The following is a 17,622-nucleotide window of genomic DNA, read 5'->3' on the forward strand; positions in this document are numbered from 1 at the left end:
TTCAGTCAACTTGAATAATCCCCGCCGCCAATAGAAACATTTGTGTCACCACCGGACCGACAAAGGTAAAATCATGCCGATGTAAGTCAGCTGCAATGCGTGTCCCTAATGGCGACTGAGTTGGTAACTCATTATCCGGTGCGAGCATATGGAACGGCACCTGCGCTACAAAAGCCCATAAATACGCCTCAAAACTCCCATATTGTCGTTGGACTTTAACAATGGCTTGCGCATCTTGAATAATCGCACGTAGCTTACGGCCATTATGCATCACGTTAGGCGCTTGTAATAACCGCTCTAAGTCGAGGTCATCATAGCCTGCCACCACTTCGACCCGCAGCCCAGCCATCTGCTGCCGTAAAACCGGTAACTGACTTGCAGCTGCTTGCCAACTTAACCCCACTTGAAAAATGCCAACAATTAGTAATTCAAATAACACATGGTCGTCATGCGTTGGGGTCCCAAAATATTGATGATAATCATTAACACCAGTCGCTGCGAAATCATTAAAATCATCACTCGCAATCATTCATCAGCATTTAACCAGTAGCCATTTTCAATCCGATCAAGCAACGTCACCATTTGTCGGGTTTCAGCCACATCGTGAACACGTAAAATTCGCCCACCTTTTAAGGCCATCAACGCTTCGGTAACCAAAGTCATTGGTAACCGATCTTCTTTTTTTAAGCCCAACAAAGCGCCTAAATAACCCTTCCGTGACACGGCTACCATCATTGGCCGCCGCAGATAGTTAAATTCATCAAGGTTCCGCATCATCACATAGTCTTGTTCACCATGAGCGACCTTAGCGTAACCAATCCCTTGATCTAAGGCAATCCGTTCTAAATCAATCCCCGCCTGCGTTAAATCAGCCAAATTTTGTTCAAAGAATTGCCGCATTTTCCCAGTTAAATCCGTATAGGATTGGGTCCGATTACTATGCATGGTTAAGAGTCCCACCCGACTATCGGCCATTAAAGCAACCTTACGCGGATCATCCGTGAAAGCATCAACATCATTAATAATACTAATGCCTTCAGTTAAAACGGCTTGCATGACTGGGTACTTATACGTATCAATTGCTAACACGGCCGTTGGAAATTGTTGTTTGATTGCACGAATATACGGTAAGGTCCGGTCCAATTCAACTGCCGGTGTAACAGCTTTAAATCCCGGTCGCGTCGTCTGACCGTTCACTTCAATCACATCCGCACCAGCTTGGAGCATCGCTTCCACATGCTTTAATACTGCTGACATCGTTTCATACCGGCCACCATCATAAAAAGAGTCTGGTGTAATATTCATAATGCCGTAAAGCATCGGCCGCTTGGTCAAATTAAAACGACGGTCACCAACCTGCCAATAAATATCATATTGTTTCATAATTTGTGTCAATTGAACTTGAACCAAAGCCTGTTGTTGGAACACTAAGGGCCATTGTTGAGTGAGTTGTCGACCAGCGGTTTGACTAAGTAAGACCGTCAAGTGTTCTGGTCTGACTTGCACCACGCCGTCTAACTGCTGACAAAGTGTCGTCAACTTGACCTGTTGTTCCTGGTCATAGCCCCCAAACTGTAGCACGAGTTGCTGTTGACGTTGCACTTGCGCATTGAGAGCCTGGCTAGCAAAATCAGGCTTGGGCGCAAAAGAACTGGTTATGTCTTGAACAAACATTTATAACACCGACCCTTTCATTTTCGATAGTTGCTGACTTAATTGTTGGGCGGCCTGACCACGGTGCGTACGCGGTAATCGCCAAACATCTGGTAATTCAGCGAGTGTGCGCCCAGTCGTCGGTACCCAAAAGATGCGATCAAAACCGCCTGAATAATGACCAGCCGGGGTTGTCGCAATATACCCGTTAATCGTCGCTTGCGCCGTTAACAAGCGTCCATCCGGCCAGGCTGCGGCTAGTATGGCCCGGAGAGTAGCTTGCCGAGCGGCACCCGCAACCGGCTTTAAGGCCGCTAAAATAGCTTGATTACGAACCCTCCCACTCGCCTCAACCCCTAAATCACGAGCCGTTGTGACCCCTAAGGTTGTCGGCAAGGCCGGAATTTCAATCCCACTATCATCCGCAATTACTGGCCGTTGCAGCTGTTGCGCTGCAAATTGCGCCTTAGTCACCGCATTTTGCACATAACTCGTAGTTGTTTCACTTGGGAAGCTTAATTTAGCCGTCTGCGTAAAGTACGGTACCGCAGCAATACCGTAATAGGCTAAACATAATTGTAAATCATGACTTTTAGCGCGATTATTGGATCCAATCAACCAATGTTTAGTCATTAGTTAACCCCAGCCAACCAGCTTGTTGGAGCTCACGCATCACATAAAACGACCCCGCAATAATGATGGCATTGTCACTAGTCTCTCGTTGTTGTGCTAACGATATGGCTGCTTGAATATCGGTGGCAACTAAAACTTCTGCTTGGGGGCTAATCGCTTTAGCCGCTTTGGCCAACTCAGTGGCTGGTAGCGCGCGTTTCGGGTTAGCAGGCGTATTAGTAATAACTAACGCTGCCGCTGGTAAAATAGCTGTTAACATCTCAGCATAGGCCTTATCTCGTAAGACACCTAGTACCCAAATTAATCGTTTCGCTGGGAGTAATTGCTGGACGCTCGTTACCAAGGCGCGCATGCCATCAGGATTATGTGCACCATCCGCCAGCATTAACGGTTCAGCTTGCAATACGGTTAAACGCCCGGGTAACCGGACTTGCTGTAACCCTTGACGAACGGCTGCATCACTAATCGGTACCGCCTGTTGACGTAAGGTTGCAACAGCCGTTAACACCAGGCCTAGATTCTGAACCTGATAAGCCCCAATCAATCCTAATTTTAGTTGTGACCATTGGAATAAATCACTCGTCGCATCCACAATTGTGCCCTGAATGGTGGCTTGTTGGCTCGCCATCACTAGGTGTTTAGCGGTAATTAAAGGCACCGCTTGGGCCGTCGCCTGCGCTTGTAAGACTGCCTTGGAAGCTGGATTTTGATCTGCCAATGTCACTACAGTGGTCCGCGGTTTAATAATTTGAGCCTTGTTTTGGGCAATCGCCGTAATTGTAGGCCCTAAAATCTGCATGTGATCGAGCGCAATCTTGGTAAAGACCGTTAATTGCGGTGCCGACAACGCATTGGTAGCATCATACTGGCCACCTAAGCCAGCTTCCACAACAGCCCATTGGACCTTTTGCTGACGAAACCAGACCATCCCGATCAAAAAATACCATTCAAAAATTGAGATATCAGCCGGGACTAAGCCTAACTCAGTTAGCGTCGGCACAATGGCTTGATAGGTTGTTACAAAAGCGGCCCGACTAATCCACTGGCTATTGACCTGTAACTGCTCCCGCTCATCATTAATCGCTGGACTACTGAAGCGGCCCACACGATAACCTTGTGCTTGTAGAATTTGAGCTAACATCGCCCCCGTCGACCCCTTACCATTGGTACCGGCTAAATGGATCACGTGTAACTCACGATCAGGATGTCCGAGCGCCTGCATGATCCGTCGTAGTAACGGGACTCGATCAGTTTCGGTCACTAGCATGGCTTGATTTAAATGGGCCACTAGGGTCGCATAGCGCTGTTCCATTGTCATTGCTGTCATCTTATCACCTACTTAATTGGCAATTCGTTGTAAAAATTCATGTTTTAAATCTAAATTTTCACGAAACTGCCCACTATAGTAACTACTCTCAGTCTGAACACCCGGTTTGCTGACACCACGCATTTCCATGCACATATGGCGGGCCGAAATCGAAATGGCAATTCCCGCTGGATTTAAAATACGCTGTAATTCTTTGGCAATCGTGACCGTTAATCGTTCTTGCACATTCGGTTGTTGACTACAATAATCAATCAATCGTGGGATTTTGCTCAGCCCAATAACTTGCTGATTTTGAGGCACATAGGCCACTTGCACCGTGCCAAAAAATGGCAATAAATGATGTTCACACATTGAATAGAATGGAATATCTTTTAAAAGGACCATTTCGGTTGGGTCCGTCACGTGAAACAACTTGTAATTATCAAATTCAGGTGCCGTTTTAGTTGCAAAGACTTCGGCATACATCCGCGCGACACGATCAGGCGTTTCAACCAATCCAGGCCGATCAGGATCTTCGCCGACCGCTGTTAAAATTTCACGGACCGCTTGGCGAATTTTAGCTTGCTTCGTTTCATCAATCATCTTGTTCACTCACATTTCCTACTTTTTTTATCCAACTTGTATCTGTATTAGCCGCAATCAACCGTTGTACTTGTGGCCCCACCCAAGGATCCGTCACAGCAATCTCGGCAATTGGCAATAATACAAAATTACGTTCAGCCGCATGCACATGGGGAATTGTTAAGGTAGCCGTTTGTAATTGCCGGTTCCCCCAAAAAATAATATCTAAATCAATTGTCCGGGGGCCCCAATGAATCAGCCGTTCTCGATGCAGGCTTTGTTCAATCACATGTAACTGTGCTAGTAATTGTTCAGGGGTGGCGGTCGTCGTCAAAGCAACCGCCACATTATAAAAATTCGCTTGGTCGCGATTCCCCCATGGTTCCGTTTCATACCAATTAGAGACTGCTCGCACCGTCACCGTTGGCAGCGCCCGTAATTGAGCGATAGCTTGTTGAATGTTAGCGACGCGCGGGTGAATATTCGCACCAATACTCAGATACACCCGTTCCTCAGCCGACATGCGGTGCACCTTCCACTTCAATCTCAACGTCATCAAAGATTCCAGGCATCGGGACACTGTATTTACGAATCTTTAAATTAATCAGCGTGACCGTCGGGAACTGCGTTAATAGCGTTTGTAATAACTGATTAGCAAGTGACTCAATCAATTTATAAGAATGTGTCGTCACGAACTCATCAGCGGCAGCCCGAACTTCTGCATAGTTGATGGTTTCATGCACATCATCATGTTGAACTTTAGTTTCAATTGGATACTTAATGGCAATATCTAACGCCAATTGTTGCCCATTACGACGTTCTTCTGGTAAAACACCATTAAACGTATGGACCCGTAAATTATTAATTCGAATTATTCCCATCAAAATCCCTCTTATGCTATTTTTTAACTATAATCATAGCATGAAGCCCCCCCAAGTGATAGTAATCCGACAAATATCCCTTTGAACGGACCTAAATGTTTGGAATTAACATATTAAAAAAGAGCTTAGGGTTCTCCCAAGCTCTAGACCGTTCAATAATTTAGGAATCTGTTTCAAATTTAAAAAGTTGACTTAAATATTGACTCGTTAAACCAGGCGTTTGTTTGACAATAAACGTGGCAACTGGTGATTGTGTCATCTGTGTTTGAATAAAAGTCGTATTAAATAGGTTCGCCAAGGATAAGCCGATAAAAATAACCAGGTATGAAATCACAAACGCCACGACCCCACCAGCCAGGCTATTGACTTGCTTAATCACCGGTAACCACGTGATACTCCGTGAAAGCCGTGCTAGCATTCGAATCACTGCCCAACCAATGGACGTTAAGATGAAGAAAGCAATCAAATTAATCACTAGCAGACTCACAGTACTAGGATCCAATAGATGTAAATTAGTCATTAAGTTACTGATGACGGTGCCGAGTGGTTGATAAAGCAAGCGTGCAAAAATCAACACCACAATCGTCCCAACTAAGTGAAGCATTTCAATTACAAAACCGCGGTGAAAGCCACGCATAACTGCAGTTACTAACCACAATATAATAATAATCGTAAAAATCATCGAGTTTCCCCCTTTAGTGTCATACTAGTAGTTTAGCAGGTCTATCCGCTTGATGATAGTTGTCCGCTAAAAAGTTAAGCTTTCTTTAGGGACTTGACTTACATGTATTTTTTGGTTAAAGTTAAACAGTAATAATTACCATTTAAAAAAGAACGGAGTAGTGGCATGCCTTTCAAAAAAATATGGGTCGGCTTAGCATTACTAATTGGACTTAGTAGTCTGCTTGCCGGTTGTCAAAATAAGACCAGCTCACAAACAACGACTAACGGCAAGATTAAAATTATAGCTAGTTTAGACTTTTATGGTCAAACTGCTAAAAAAGTGGCGGGTAAATATGGGGACGTTACGGCCGTAATTAATCGGCCTAGCGTTGACCCCCATGACTTCGAGCCCACTGTCCAAACTGCGAAAGTCGCTAGCAGTGCAGACTTACTCATCTATAACGGCCTTGGTTATGACGATTGGATGACTAAGCTCATCACCAATAAAGCGGCTAACGCGAAAGTCATTCAAGTTGGCACAACCGTTGCTGGCCAAAAAAACGGCGCTAATGAACATGTTTGGTATGATCCAACGACCATGCCCAAGCTGGCTACTGAAATTGCCCAGCAATTGGGTCGATTACAGCCAGCGCACAAAGCCTATTTTTTAAAACAGGCTAAACAATATCAAGCCAGTTTAAAGCCATTAACGACTGAAGTTAACAAGCTCAAACAAGGTGCCAAAGGTCAAAATGTTGCGGTCAGTGAACCAGTTTTTGATTACTCATTAAAGGCCATGGGCTACCATATCAGCAACCGTCATTTTGCACTGGCGATTGAAGAAGGTTCCGATCCATCACCAAAAGATATTAAGCAGATGCAAGCGGCAATCAAACAACATAAAATTGCTTTCTTTGTTGAAAATACGCAAACAGATAGCAATATCGTGGATAATATGGTTAAACTGGCTAAAAAATCCGGTGTGCCCGTCTTAAAAGTTACTGAAACTTTACCTGCCAATCAAACTTATCAACAATGGATGTTATCACAGTATCAACAACTGGCAAAGATCCAAGCTGCCACTACCAATTAAAACGCCGGCAAACGCACAAACTGCTTTTTGATGCTAAATAGACCCTTCAAGAATTCACAAAATTCTTGAAGGGTCTATTTTTAACGCTTATTTAGACTGCCGTTCATCACGTAAGAGTAATGCTAAAACTAAACCGACAATTTCAATGCCAAGCATCGTTAAAAAGACCACATGGTAGCCATGCAAATTAGCAGCTAGTGTGGGCACCCCAGCTTTAAGTTGGCTGGCTGTGACATTTGACAGTAGCAAGGTTGCAACAGCTACCCCAGCCGATCCCAAAATCTGACGGACTGTGGTAATGACCGCTGTACCATGCGAAATCAGCTGATCTGGTAAGGAGTTCGCCCCTAAAGTAACGGCTGGCATCATAACAAAGGCATTCCCACCTTCAATAATCGCCGCAATCAGAATCATCGTCACCAGATTGAGTTTAGTGGTAAGCACCGCTAAGCCTAACCAACCGACGACAATCATCGTCATCCCAATCAGCATAATCCGCTTATAGCCAATTTTTTCAGCCAACTTACCCGTTAAGGGATTTAAAATACTTAAGAAGACCGCACCAGGCACTAATGAGAGGCCTGAAATAAATGGTGAGACTTTCAAAATTCCCTGATAATACAATGGAAAGATAATCGTGACTACAATTAAAGCCACATATGAAATCGCCGTTAAAAAGATAGCTAAATCATAATTAAATGTTTTGAGCACTCGTAATTCTAGGAGCGGTGTCGTTAATTGAAATTGACGGTAAGCAAAATAAACAACTGCTAAAATCGACACAATCAATAATAGCCAGCCCCATGCCCAATTAACATTCGGCTTACCAATTTCGTTGACCACATATAAAATCCCAGCAAACCCAAGTAACATAATAATAGAAATTAAATCCAGCTTCGATGGTTTGCTAACCAATACATCTTGAATCGTGATAAAGCTCAATAAAATCAAGATTGTGGCAACTGTAATAAAGACCAAGAACAGGCCATGCCAATCAGTAAATTTTAAAACTACACCGGAAATAATTGGCCCTGATGCCAACGCAGAGCCCATGACCAAGCCAGCGATGCCCATAGTGGACCCACGCTTTGTTTCAGGCGTAATTGTCAATAGGATTGATTGGTATGATGGAAACAGTACCCCTACAGCAGCAGCTTTCACTAACCGCCCCACCATCATTACCGGAAAACTAGGTGCAAAGTAAATAATAATTGAACCGACATCGAACAAGACCAAGACTGTTAAGAATAATTTCTTGAAACCGATATTGTTTAATAGCCATGGACTAATTGGCATCATGACAACCATGGTCAACATAAAGCCTGTGGTTAACCATTGAACAGTTGACGCTGAAATACCGAAATCACGCATGAACGTTGGATACACCGTTGACAAAGATGATTGACTAATTGACATCGTCCAAGTCCCCATGAGTAACGTAAAAATAAACCAGAACCGTCGGCGTCCACTTAACTGGAGCGTCGCTTTGGTTTGTGACATTATAAATCCCCTCTCCCACTTTAGAACTGTTATCAACTAACGATTCTATTGTACCTATTTAATACCATGATGTACAGGTTTGACCACATATTCTTCAAATTAGTTGGACGACTAACAATAGCCGCACTGACCAGTAACCATTGCTACTCAAAAAAAGGAGTTTGGGATTATCCCAAACTCGGGCTTTATACTTCTAATACCCACAGATTTTGTTACATAACATAATTTACCCTTATTCCGCTAACATTGCTGGGCTAACTGCTCGCATTTGTGCTTTTTCTTGCGCACTAGGTTCCGCTAGTTGCATCTTTTTCAGCGCAATCACTGCCCGATATTGTAATTCGACCACGTTAACATCATCTCGCTGATCATAATGCGTAATGGTTACATAGGCCGCATGCTCATATATTTTTTCAACTTTAGCAAAAAAATCATAATCAGTATTACCGTTTTTTTGACACTTAACCCTATCACCAACTGTAATTTCAGCCATGCCTATCACTCCACTTCATAAAATATGCTAATAACATAGCACTGAATTACGGGAATAACAATTATTGACCCTAATTAGTTCTCTCACTCAACAATCAAAACTAAGTTTAAACGCAAAAAAAAGGAATCGAATTAATCGATTCCTTCGTTTGCATGGCAACGTCCTACCCTCGCAGGGAGCGATCCCCCAACTACTCTCGGCGCTAAGAAGCTTAACTTCTGTGTTCGACATGGGAACAGGTGTATCCTTCTTGCCATCGTCGCCACACTATTGAGAAACTTGTGCTCTCAAAACTAGCTAATATCAAATTGTATTTTTCATCTTACCGGAACACCAATTACTTGGTTAAGTCCTCGACCGATTAGTATTAGTCCGCTTCACACGTCACCGTGCTGCCACTTCTAACCTATCTACCTGATCATCTTTCAGGGGTCTTACTTCCATAAAGGAATGGGAAATCTCATCTCGAGGTGTGTTTCACACTTAGATGCTTTCAGCGTTTATCACATCCATACGTAGCTACCCAGCGATGCGCCTGGCGGCACAACTGGTACACCAGAGGTATGTCCATCCCGGTCCTCTCGTACTAAGGACAGATCCTCTCAAATTTCCTACGCCCGCGACGGATAGGGACCGAACTGTCTCACGACGTTCTGAACCCAGCTCGCGTACCGCTTTAATGGGCGAACAGCCCAACCCTTGGGACCGACTACAGCCCCAGGATGCGATGAGCCGACATCGAGGTGCCAAACCTCCCCGTCGATGTGGACTCTTGGGGGAGATAAGCCTGTTATCCCCAGGGTAGCTTTTATCCGTTGAGCGATGGCCCTTCCATACGGTACCACCGGATCACTAAGCCCGACTTTCGTCCCTGCTCGACCTGTCTGTCTCGCAGTCAAGCTCCCTTGTGCCTTTACACTCTGCGAATGATTTCCAACCATTCTGAGGGAACCTTTGGGCGCCTCCGTTACTCTTTAGGAGGCGACCGCCCCAGTCAAACTGCCCACCTGACACTGTCTCCCACCACGCTAAGTGGTGTGGGTTAGAGTGGTCATACAGCGAGGGTAGTATCCCACCAACGCCTCCACCGAAACTAGCGTTCCGGTTTCTATGGCTCCTACCTATCCTGTACAAGCTGTACAAACACTCAATATCAAGCTACAGTAAAGCTCCATGGGGTCTTTCCGTCCTGTCGCGGGTAGTCCGCATCTTCACGGACAATATAATTTCACCGAGTCTCTCGTTGAGACAGTGCCCAGATCGTTACGCCTTTCGTGCGGGTCGGAACTTACCCGACAAGGAATTTCGCTACCTTAGGACCGTTATAGTTACGGCCGCCGTTTACTGGGGCTTCAATTCTGAGCTTCGCCGAAGCTAACCCATCCTTTTAACCTTCCAGCACCGGGCAGGCGTCAGCCCCTATACGTCATCTTACGATTTTGCAGAGACCTGTGTTTTTGATAAACAGTCGCCTGGGCCTATTCACTGCGGCTGATCTTGCGATCAGCACCCCTTCTCCCGAAGTTACGGGGTCATTTTGCCGAGTTCCTTAACGAGAGTTCACTCGCTCACCTTAGGATTCTCTCCTCGACTACCTGTGTTGGTTTGCGGTACGGGTAGTTAAATACTCACTAGAAGCTTTTCTCGGCAGTGTGACATCAGACGCTTCGCTACTAAATTTCGCTCCCCATAACAACTTGTCCTTAAATTGATAAGCATTTGACTCATCAAAAGACTTGTTGCTTGGACATCCTAATCCAACAGGATGCACATCTTAGCCTACTGCGTCCCTCCATCGTTCAAACGCATTTAACTAGTACAGAAATATCAATCTGTTATCCATCGTCTACGCCTCTCGGCCTCGACTTAGGTCCCGACTAACCCTGGGAGGACGAGCCTTCCCCAGGAAACCTTAGTCATTCGGTGGATGGGATTCTCACCCATCTTTCGCTACTCATACCGGCATTCTCACTTCTAAGCGCTCCACAAGTCCTCACGATCTTGCTTCACCGCCCTTAGAACGCTCTCCTATCACGTGACCTAATGGTCACATCCACAGTTTCGGTAGTATACTTAGCCCCGGTACATTTTCGGCGCAGAATCACTCGACTAGTGAGCTATTACGCACTCTTTAAATGGTGGCTGCTTCTGAGCCAACATCCTAGTTGTCTGTGCAACTCCACATCCTTTTCCACTTAGTATACATTTAGGGACCTTAACTGGTGATCTGGGCTGTTCCCCTTTCGACGGTGGATCTTATCACTCATCGTCTGACTCCCGGATATGAATCAATGGCATTCGGAGTTTATCTGAATTCAGTAACCCAAGACGGGCCCCTAGTCCAAATAGTGCTCTACCTCCATGATCCTTCATCCGAGGCTAGCCCTAAAGCTATTTCGGAGAGAACCAGCTATCTCCAAGTTCGATTGGAATTTCACCGCTATCCACACCTCATCCCAGCAATTTTCAACTTACACGGGTTCGGTCCTCCAGTGCGTTTTACCGCACCTTCAACCTGGACATGGATAGGTCACCTGGTTTCGGGTCTACAACCTCGTACTAAAAACGCCCATTTCAGACTCGCTTTCGCTACGGCTCCGACTTTTAAGTCTTAACCTTGCACGGGATCGTAACTCGCCGGTTCATTCTACAAAAGGCACGCCATCACGCATTAACGCGCTCTGACTTATTGTAGGCACATGGTTTCAGGAACTATTTCACTCCCCTTCCGGGGTGCTTTTCACCTTTCCCTCACGGTACTGGTTCACTATCGGTCACTAGGGAGTATTTAGCCTTGGGAGATGGTCCTCCCGGATTCCGACGGAATTTCACGTGTTCCGCCGTACTCAGGATCCTGAACTGAGAACGTTTAATTTAATCTACTGGGCTATCACCATCTATGGCGGATTTTCCCAAATCCTTCGACTATCAAACGTTTTGGTAACTCAAATGTTCAGTCCTACAACCCCAAAGAGCAAGCTCTCTGGTTTGGGCTGTTCCCCGTTCGCTCGCCGCTACTTAGGGAATCGAAATTTCTTTATATTCCTGCTGCTAATGAGATGTTTCAGTTCACAGCGTTTACCTCCGACTAGACTATGTATTCATCTAGCGGTAACAGTTGATTAAAACTGCTGGGTTGCCCCATTCGGAAATCTCCGGATCATAGCTTACGTACAGCTCCCCGAAGCATATCGGTGTTAGTCCCGTCCTTCATCGGCTCCTAGTGCCAAGGCATTCACCATGCGCCCTTGTTAACTTAACCTCATTTTCCTAACGGAAAATGCGATTAATGAGTTTAGCGATTTAAAACTTCTTTAAAAAACTCAAAAAACGCGGTGTTCTCGGTTTAATTATGAAAAATTATATTTGATATTATCTAGTTTTCAAAGAACAAGTTTGAGAGTTAGACCTCTCAAAACTAAACAAAGTTTCAACAATCATGTGTAAGGTTTCCGTAATATTCCTTAGAAAGGAGGTGATCCAGCCGCAGGTTCTCCTACGGCTACCTTGTTACGACTTCACCCTAATCATCTGTCCCACCTTAGGCGGTTGGCTCCCGAAGGTTACCCCACCGACTTTGGGTGTTACAAACTCTCATGGTGTGACGGGCGGTGTGTACAAGGCCCGGGAACGTATTCACCGCGGCATGCTGATCCGCGATTACTAGCGATTCCGACTTCATGTAGGCGAGTTGCAGCCTACAATCCGAACTGAGAATGGCTTTAAGAGATTAGCTTGCTCTCGCGAGTTCGCAACTCGTTGTACCATCCATTGTAGCACGTGTGTAGCCCAGGTCATAAGGGGCATGATGATTTGACGTCATCCCCACCTTCCTCCGGTTTGTCACCGGCAGTCTCACCAGAGTGCCCAACTTAATGCTGGCAACTGATAATAAGGGTTGCGCTCGTTGCGGGACTTAACCCAACATCTCACGACACGAGCTGACGACAACCATGCACCACCTGTATCCATGTCCCCGAAGGGAACGTCTAATCTCTTAGATTTGCATAGTATGTCAAGACCTGGTAAGGTTCTTCGCGTAGCTTCGAATTAAACCACATGCTCCACCGCTTGTGCGGGCCCCCGTCAATTCCTTTGAGTTTCAGTCTTGCGACCGTACTCCCCAGGCGGAATGCTTAATGCGTTAGCTGCAGCACTGAAGGGCGGAAACCCTCCAACACTTAGCATTCATCGTTTACGGTATGGACTACCAGGGTATCTAATCCTGTTTGCTACCCATACTTTCGAGCCTCAGCGTCAGTTACAGACCAGACAGCCGCCTTCGCCACTGGTGTTCTTCCATATATCTACGCATTTCACCGCTACACATGGAGTTCCACTGTCCTCTTCTGCACTCAAGTTTCCCAGTTTCCGATGCACTTCTTCGGTTGAGCCGAAGGCTTTCACATCAGACTTAAAAAACCGCCTGCGCTCGCTTTACGCCCAATAAATCCGGATAACGCTTGCCACCTACGTATTACCGCGGCTGCTGGCACGTAGTTAGCCGTGGCTTTCTGGTTAAATACCGTCAATACCTGAACAGTTACTCTCAGATATGTTCTTCTTTAACAACAGAGTTTTACGAGCCGAAACCCTTCTTCACTCACGCGGCGTTGCTCCATCAGACTTTCGTCCATTGTGGAAGATTCCCTACTGCTGCCTCCCGTAGGAGTTTGGGCCGTGTCTCAGTCCCAATGTGGCCGATTACCCTCTCAGGTCGGCTACGTATCATTGCCATGGTGAGCCGTTACCCCACCATCTAGCTAATACGCCGCGGGACCATCCAAAAGTGATAGCCGAAGCCATCTTTCAAACTCAGACCATGCGGTCCGAGTTGTTATGCGGTATTAGCATCTGTTTCCAGGTGTTATCCCCCACTTCTGGGCAGGTTTCCCACGTGTTACTCACCAGTTCGCCACTCACTCAAATGTTATATCACTCAGGTGCAAGCACCGTCATTCAACAACCAGAGTTCGTTCGACTTGCATGTATTAGGCACGCCGCCAGCGTTCATCCTGAGCCAGGATCAAACTCTCAAATTAATGATGAGTTCTAAAAAAGCTCATTTAGTACTTGATTTAAAAATTGTTTGTTTACGAATTGACTTCGCAAATGTTTGCTACCAATTCAAGAATTGATAGACCCTACACATTTGATTTGTCGAAACTTTGTTCAGTTTTCAAAGGTCTAATTTGTTGGTTGATTACCTCAACGCAACTTAATTATCTTAACATCTTGATTTCTTTTTGTCAACTTCTTTTTTTAAAAGAATTAACAATCTCAAGCTGTCAGTTGCCGTTGCGACAACAGGAATAATCATATCAATTACTGAAGCAGTTGTCAACAACTAATTTCAATATTGTTTTCGTATTCCTTGCCGCCGTAGCAGCAACGTGTACTAATATACCAACCACAGCTGAAACTGTCAACAACTTTTTTCATCTTTTTTTATCGCGATGGCTTATCAACCAGTTCTTTCTTATAATAGAACTTAGCAAACTTAAACTAAGGAGCAACCAATCAATGCAACCTACTTGGTACCCATTTCTACTATTAACAGGTCTCATCTTAATAATTACCATCCACGTCGGCCGTCAAGCCCCGAATTGGCTGATACGATTAAAGCGTCTCAGCTTGCTCGCCTTTCTCTGGATACTCACGGCTTTTTGTTACACACCAACTGCTTATGACTTTGGGAGCAACGTGGTCTTGCACTATATCCAATGGGGACCCGTTAAATTAATTTTGAATCCTTTTCGACACCTCGACATTGAGTTTTGGCTCAACGTCGTCTTAACCATGCCACTCGGCTTCTTGCTTGGCTGGAACTTCCCACACTATTCTTGGCGTCGCATCATTGTCCTTGGTTTGATCACTGGCCTATCCCTTGAAACTGGACAATTCATTTTAGATTGGTTAGTTCACCTCAATCGTTGGGTTGAAGTTGATGACGTCTTAACTAATTGGGCGGGTGTCATCATCGGATTTGGTAGTTTTCAACTACTAAGCCGACTGCCAGGCGGACGTTGGCTAAAAAATTGACTGTCGTACCTAAAAACCACGTTGGCTAAATTCGCCAGCGTGGTTTTTGCTCTAAGACAATCTATTCTTCAAAAAATAAGTCAAAAATATGTTGACGATCTTGATTCCAAACCTGATTATCACTCGTCGGATAAACGCGATTGGTCAAAACGACCAATCCGAGTTGGCGATCCAAATCAAACGCAATCGCCGGTCCGGTGTAGCCGGTATGCAGATACTGATGTTTGCCTTGGCGTCGCTCCCAACCTAGCGTCCGGCCTTCAACATCATGCTCACCTAACCAATCAAAAACATTCTCATCCAAGACACGCTTACCTTGGTACTCACCAAAATTCAACATCATTTCAACAAAAACCGTTAAATCAGTTAAAGTTGAGAATAAACCGGCATGACCGCTCTCACCATTTAGCAAGAAAGCCTTATAATCATGGACCTGGCCTTGAATTTGACCGCGACGTGGATCAAATTCCGTTGGGACAAACCGAATTTTGGGCCGATTCAAATTATAGCCTGTATTCGTCATTGCCAACGGGTATAAGATATGATCTTGCACACTGCGCGCTAATGACCCATCCACTGTCCGAATAATCCATCCTAAGATAATGTAACCCAAGTCTGAATAAACGACCTTTTCACCAGGAGCCTGTTGTAACTTAGCGTCATAAACTGCCGTAATCAAATCTTCTCGATTCATTCCAGATAGATTCTCGATATCACTTGGCAAGCCACTCGTATGTAACAACAATTGCTTAATCGTTAATTGAGAATGTGCAAAACCAGGTAAGAAACGGGCCACCGAGTCATCCAATCGAATCGTATGGTCTGACAATAGTTGAAAGATTCGTGTCGTCGTGCCAACTACTTTCGTTACTGATGCCAAATCATAAATCATAGAAGCGTCTAGTCCGACTGCAAACTCACCATTGCCTTGAACACCGTGGTAATACTGGTTAATCCCTTGTGGTGTAATCACACTAAATGACGCCCCATAAATATCACCAGCAGCAATACACTTATCAATATATTGTTCTATTTTTTCAATCACTTGTCACGAGCCTACCTTTCGTCATTGTACGCCCTTAGCTTTTAGGCTTTTCATACCCTTTTATCATAACGAAATTCCGAATAAAAGCAACGGCAAACATTTTTTAAAAATTAGAGACTTTTCTATTGCAAGCGCTTACTTAGTCTGGTAGTATATTAAGTGAGGAAAGGTTATAACCCTCATTAGCAAGCTTCTCAATGAGTTTTGGTTGTCGCCATCACATTAGACAACTAGTCTTAACGTTTGGTCGTTACCGAAACCAGTCAGACGTCGTTAAGCGTTATCGGTCCAGTTAATTGTATTGGATGCCTGAACGTTGACCCTTCGATAAACGGTAACCGTTATTTGAACCAGCAGTAAGTAATATCAGTACAGTTAGTTCCAAATTTCGACTCAGGTTGTAAAAATTTAAGCGGAGGTGCTGTCTGTCACGAAGACATTACCAAGTTTTAAGCGTAAGTTCGACTTTCGTTAGAATCCGTTTGACGAGTCATGAATCAAGTAAAAATTACTTTTGATCGACTAAAGCAGATCGCTACAGGAAATACGGGTTAGTCCGTTAGAAGTTGGACACACGTAAAATTGAATAGCATGAAGGTGTAACGTATTAAGAACACAGTACAATTAGTAATTGCTAATCAGGATTATTCCTCATAAGTAGGACTCAAGTTGAGAAGCCTTGAGCCCTATTTTTTGTCGTATGCAATTGAAATCGTTTACACTACTAATATGAACTCGTATACTTGAGTCAAAATAGGAGGTCTTCCTTTGAAAAAAATTAATTTAGGCCAAAGTGGCATGCAAGCATCCGCAGTTGCTCTTGGCATTATGCGCATGAACGCCCTCAACGTTGCCCAAGCAACCCAAGTCTTGGAATCGGCAGTCGACTTAGGCATCAACTATATCGATGCAGCTGACATTTACGGTGGCGGTCAGTCATCAACCATTTTCGGTCAGGCTTTAAAACAGACGACCATCACCCGTGACCAACTCTACATTCAAACTAAAGGCGGTATCGTTCCCGGTCAACGGTATGACTTCTCCAAACAACATCTCATTGATGCCGTTGACGGCGAGCTCAAGCGCTTGGGTATTGACTATCTAGATAGCTTTCTCCTCCATCGACCGGATCCACTGATGGAACCTACTGAAGTGGCGGCGGCTTTCAACGACTTACAACGCAATGGTAAAGTACGCCATTTTGGGGTATCTAACTTCAATCCGATGCAAGTCGAATTATTGCAAGCCGCTTTAAATCAACGCTTAATGATCAATCAGCTTCAATTCGGCGTCATGCACACTGGTCCAATCGACTTTGGCCTGCACACTAATATGCAAGACGACCGTAGCATTAACCATGATGGTGAAATCATTGAATATTCCCGTTTACACCATATGACAATTCAAGCCTGGTCACCTTATCAATATGGTAACTTTGCCGGGATTTTCTTGGACAATCCTAAATTTCCAAAGCTAAACGCAGTAATGCAGACCCTCGCCGATACTAAGCAAGTCACTAAGAGTGCCATTGCAACTGCTTGGATTTTGCGCCATCCAGCACAAATCCAAGTGATTTTAGGGACAATGAATCCAAAACATCTGGCAGAAAATGCTGCCGGAACAGCAATCGACCTGACCCGTCAAGAATGGTACGATATCTACTTTGCAGCCGGCAATGACCTACCATAAACCACGTTCGTTATCTTTTCAGCCTCAATAAAGTGACCTAAA

General features: G+C 44.8%; 14 protein-coding genes and 3 rRNA genes. 3 read left to right on the forward strand and 14 right to left on the reverse strand.

Features of this window, described 5'->3' with window-relative positions:
• Position 1: 1 nt before the first annotated feature.
• The 8 genes from C5Z25_RS05810 to C5Z25_RS05845 form a co-directional block, all read right to left on the reverse strand.
• On the reverse strand, positions 2 to 529 hold the full coding sequence (locus C5Z25_RS05810) for a DNA-3-methyladenine glycosylase I (protein WP_105451775.1): 528 nt from the start codon (positions 527 to 529) through the stop codon (positions 2 to 4).
• Positions 526 to 1,674: a dihydropteroate synthase gene (gene folP, locus C5Z25_RS05815; RefSeq protein WP_105451776.1), complete on the reverse strand. Its 1,149-nt coding sequence runs from the start codon at positions 1,672 to 1,674 to the stop codon at positions 526 to 528. Before folP ends, C5Z25_RS05810 begins: the two co-directional genes overlap by 4 nt.
• On the reverse strand, positions 1,675 to 2,286 hold the full coding sequence (locus C5Z25_RS05820; RefSeq protein ID WP_105451777.1) for a non-canonical purine NTP pyrophosphatase: 612 nt from the start codon (positions 2,284 to 2,286) through the stop codon (positions 1,675 to 1,677).
• Positions 2,279 to 3,613, reverse strand: coding sequence for a bifunctional folylpolyglutamate synthase/dihydrofolate synthase (locus C5Z25_RS05825; protein ID WP_105451778.1), 1,335 nt, complete (start codon positions 3,611 to 3,613; stop codon positions 2,279 to 2,281). Before C5Z25_RS05825 ends, C5Z25_RS05820 begins: the two co-directional genes overlap by 8 nt.
• Positions 3,614 to 3,625: 12 nt before the next feature.
• Positions 3,626 to 4,195 carry a GTP cyclohydrolase I FolE gene (gene folE / locus C5Z25_RS05830; protein WP_105451779.1) on the reverse strand — a complete coding sequence of 190 codons (570 nt, stop codon included), beginning with the start codon at positions 4,193 to 4,195 and terminating at the stop codon, positions 3,626 to 3,628.
• Entirely contained in the window at positions 4,188 to 4,697 is a 510-nt protein-coding gene (gene folK, locus C5Z25_RS05835; protein WP_105451780.1) for a 2-amino-4-hydroxy-6-hydroxymethyldihydropteridine diphosphokinase, read from the reverse strand. Before folK ends, folE begins: the two co-directional genes overlap by 8 nt.
• Entirely contained in the window at positions 4,687 to 5,055 is a 369-nt protein-coding gene (gene folB / locus C5Z25_RS05840; RefSeq protein WP_105451781.1) for a dihydroneopterin aldolase, read from the reverse strand. Before folB ends, folK begins: the two co-directional genes overlap by 11 nt.
• Positions 5,056 to 5,215: 160 nt before the next feature.
• The gene (locus tag C5Z25_RS05845) at positions 5,216 to 5,737 is read right to left on the reverse strand and encodes a CvpA family protein (protein ID WP_105451782.1); all 522 of its coding nucleotides are present in this window, start codon (positions 5,735 to 5,737) and stop codon (positions 5,216 to 5,218) included.
• A gap of 165 nt (positions 5,738 to 5,902) precedes the next feature.
• On the opposite strand from C5Z25_RS05845, the gene C5Z25_RS05850 reads away from it, so the two are divergent.
• On the forward strand, positions 5,903 to 6,811 hold the full coding sequence (locus tag C5Z25_RS05850; RefSeq protein WP_105451783.1) for a metal ABC transporter solute-binding protein, Zn/Mn family: 909 nt from the start codon (positions 5,903 to 5,905) through the stop codon (positions 6,809 to 6,811).
• Between the two features lie 87 nt (positions 6,812 to 6,898).
• On the opposite strand, the gene C5Z25_RS05855 is transcribed toward C5Z25_RS05850, so the two are convergent.
• The 5 genes from C5Z25_RS05855 to C5Z25_RS05875 all read right to left on the reverse strand — a co-directional run bounded on the left by C5Z25_RS05855 (position 6,899) and on the right by C5Z25_RS05875 (position 13,846).
• Positions 6,899 to 8,311, reverse strand: coding sequence for an MFS transporter (locus C5Z25_RS05855; protein WP_105451784.1), 1,413 nt, complete (start codon positions 8,309 to 8,311; stop codon positions 6,899 to 6,901).
• 232 nt (positions 8,312 to 8,543) lie between these two features.
• Positions 8,544 to 8,804, reverse strand: a complete 261-nt coding sequence (locus C5Z25_RS05860) for a DUF2187 domain-containing protein (RefSeq protein ID WP_105451785.1) — start codon at positions 8,802 to 8,804, stop codon at positions 8,544 to 8,546.
• A 150-nt stretch (positions 8,805 to 8,954) separates the two neighbouring features.
• Positions 8,955 to 9,071: ribosomal RNA gene (rrf, locus tag C5Z25_RS05865) — 5S ribosomal RNA — on the reverse strand.
• A 74-nt stretch (positions 9,072 to 9,145) separates the two neighbouring features.
• Positions 9,146 to 12,066, reverse strand: a 23S ribosomal RNA gene (locus tag C5Z25_RS05870).
• A gap of 206 nt (positions 12,067 to 12,272) precedes the next feature.
• Positions 12,273 to 13,846 (reverse strand): 16S ribosomal RNA (locus C5Z25_RS05875).
• The 16S, 23S and 5S rRNA genes sit together here, the layout of an rRNA operon.
• A 481-nt stretch (positions 13,847 to 14,327) precedes the next feature.
• Here C5Z25_RS05875 and C5Z25_RS05880 point away from each other — a divergent pair.
• On the forward strand, positions 14,328 to 14,846 hold the full coding sequence (locus C5Z25_RS05880; RefSeq protein ID WP_105451786.1) for a VanZ family protein: 519 nt from the start codon (positions 14,328 to 14,330) through the stop codon (positions 14,844 to 14,846).
• Between the two features lie 61 nt (positions 14,847 to 14,907).
• Here the strand turns inward: C5Z25_RS05880 and C5Z25_RS05885 are convergent, their stop codons facing one another.
• Complete coding sequence (locus C5Z25_RS05885; RefSeq protein WP_105451787.1) at positions 14,908 to 15,891, reverse strand: serine hydrolase domain-containing protein; 984 nt, start codon at positions 15,889 to 15,891, stop codon at positions 14,908 to 14,910.
• 768 nt (positions 15,892 to 16,659) lie between these two features.
• Between C5Z25_RS05885 and C5Z25_RS05890 the strand changes: the two genes are divergently transcribed.
• On the forward strand, positions 16,660 to 17,580 hold the full coding sequence (locus C5Z25_RS05890; protein ID WP_105451788.1) for an aldo/keto reductase: 921 nt from the start codon (positions 16,660 to 16,662) through the stop codon (positions 17,578 to 17,580).
• Positions 17,581 to 17,622: the final 42 nt, after the last annotated feature.

Origin of the sequence: Lactobacillus sp. CBA3605 (assembly GCF_002970915.1) — a bacterium.
GTDB lineage: Bacteria > Bacillota > Bacilli > Lactobacillales > Lactobacillaceae > Lactiplantibacillus.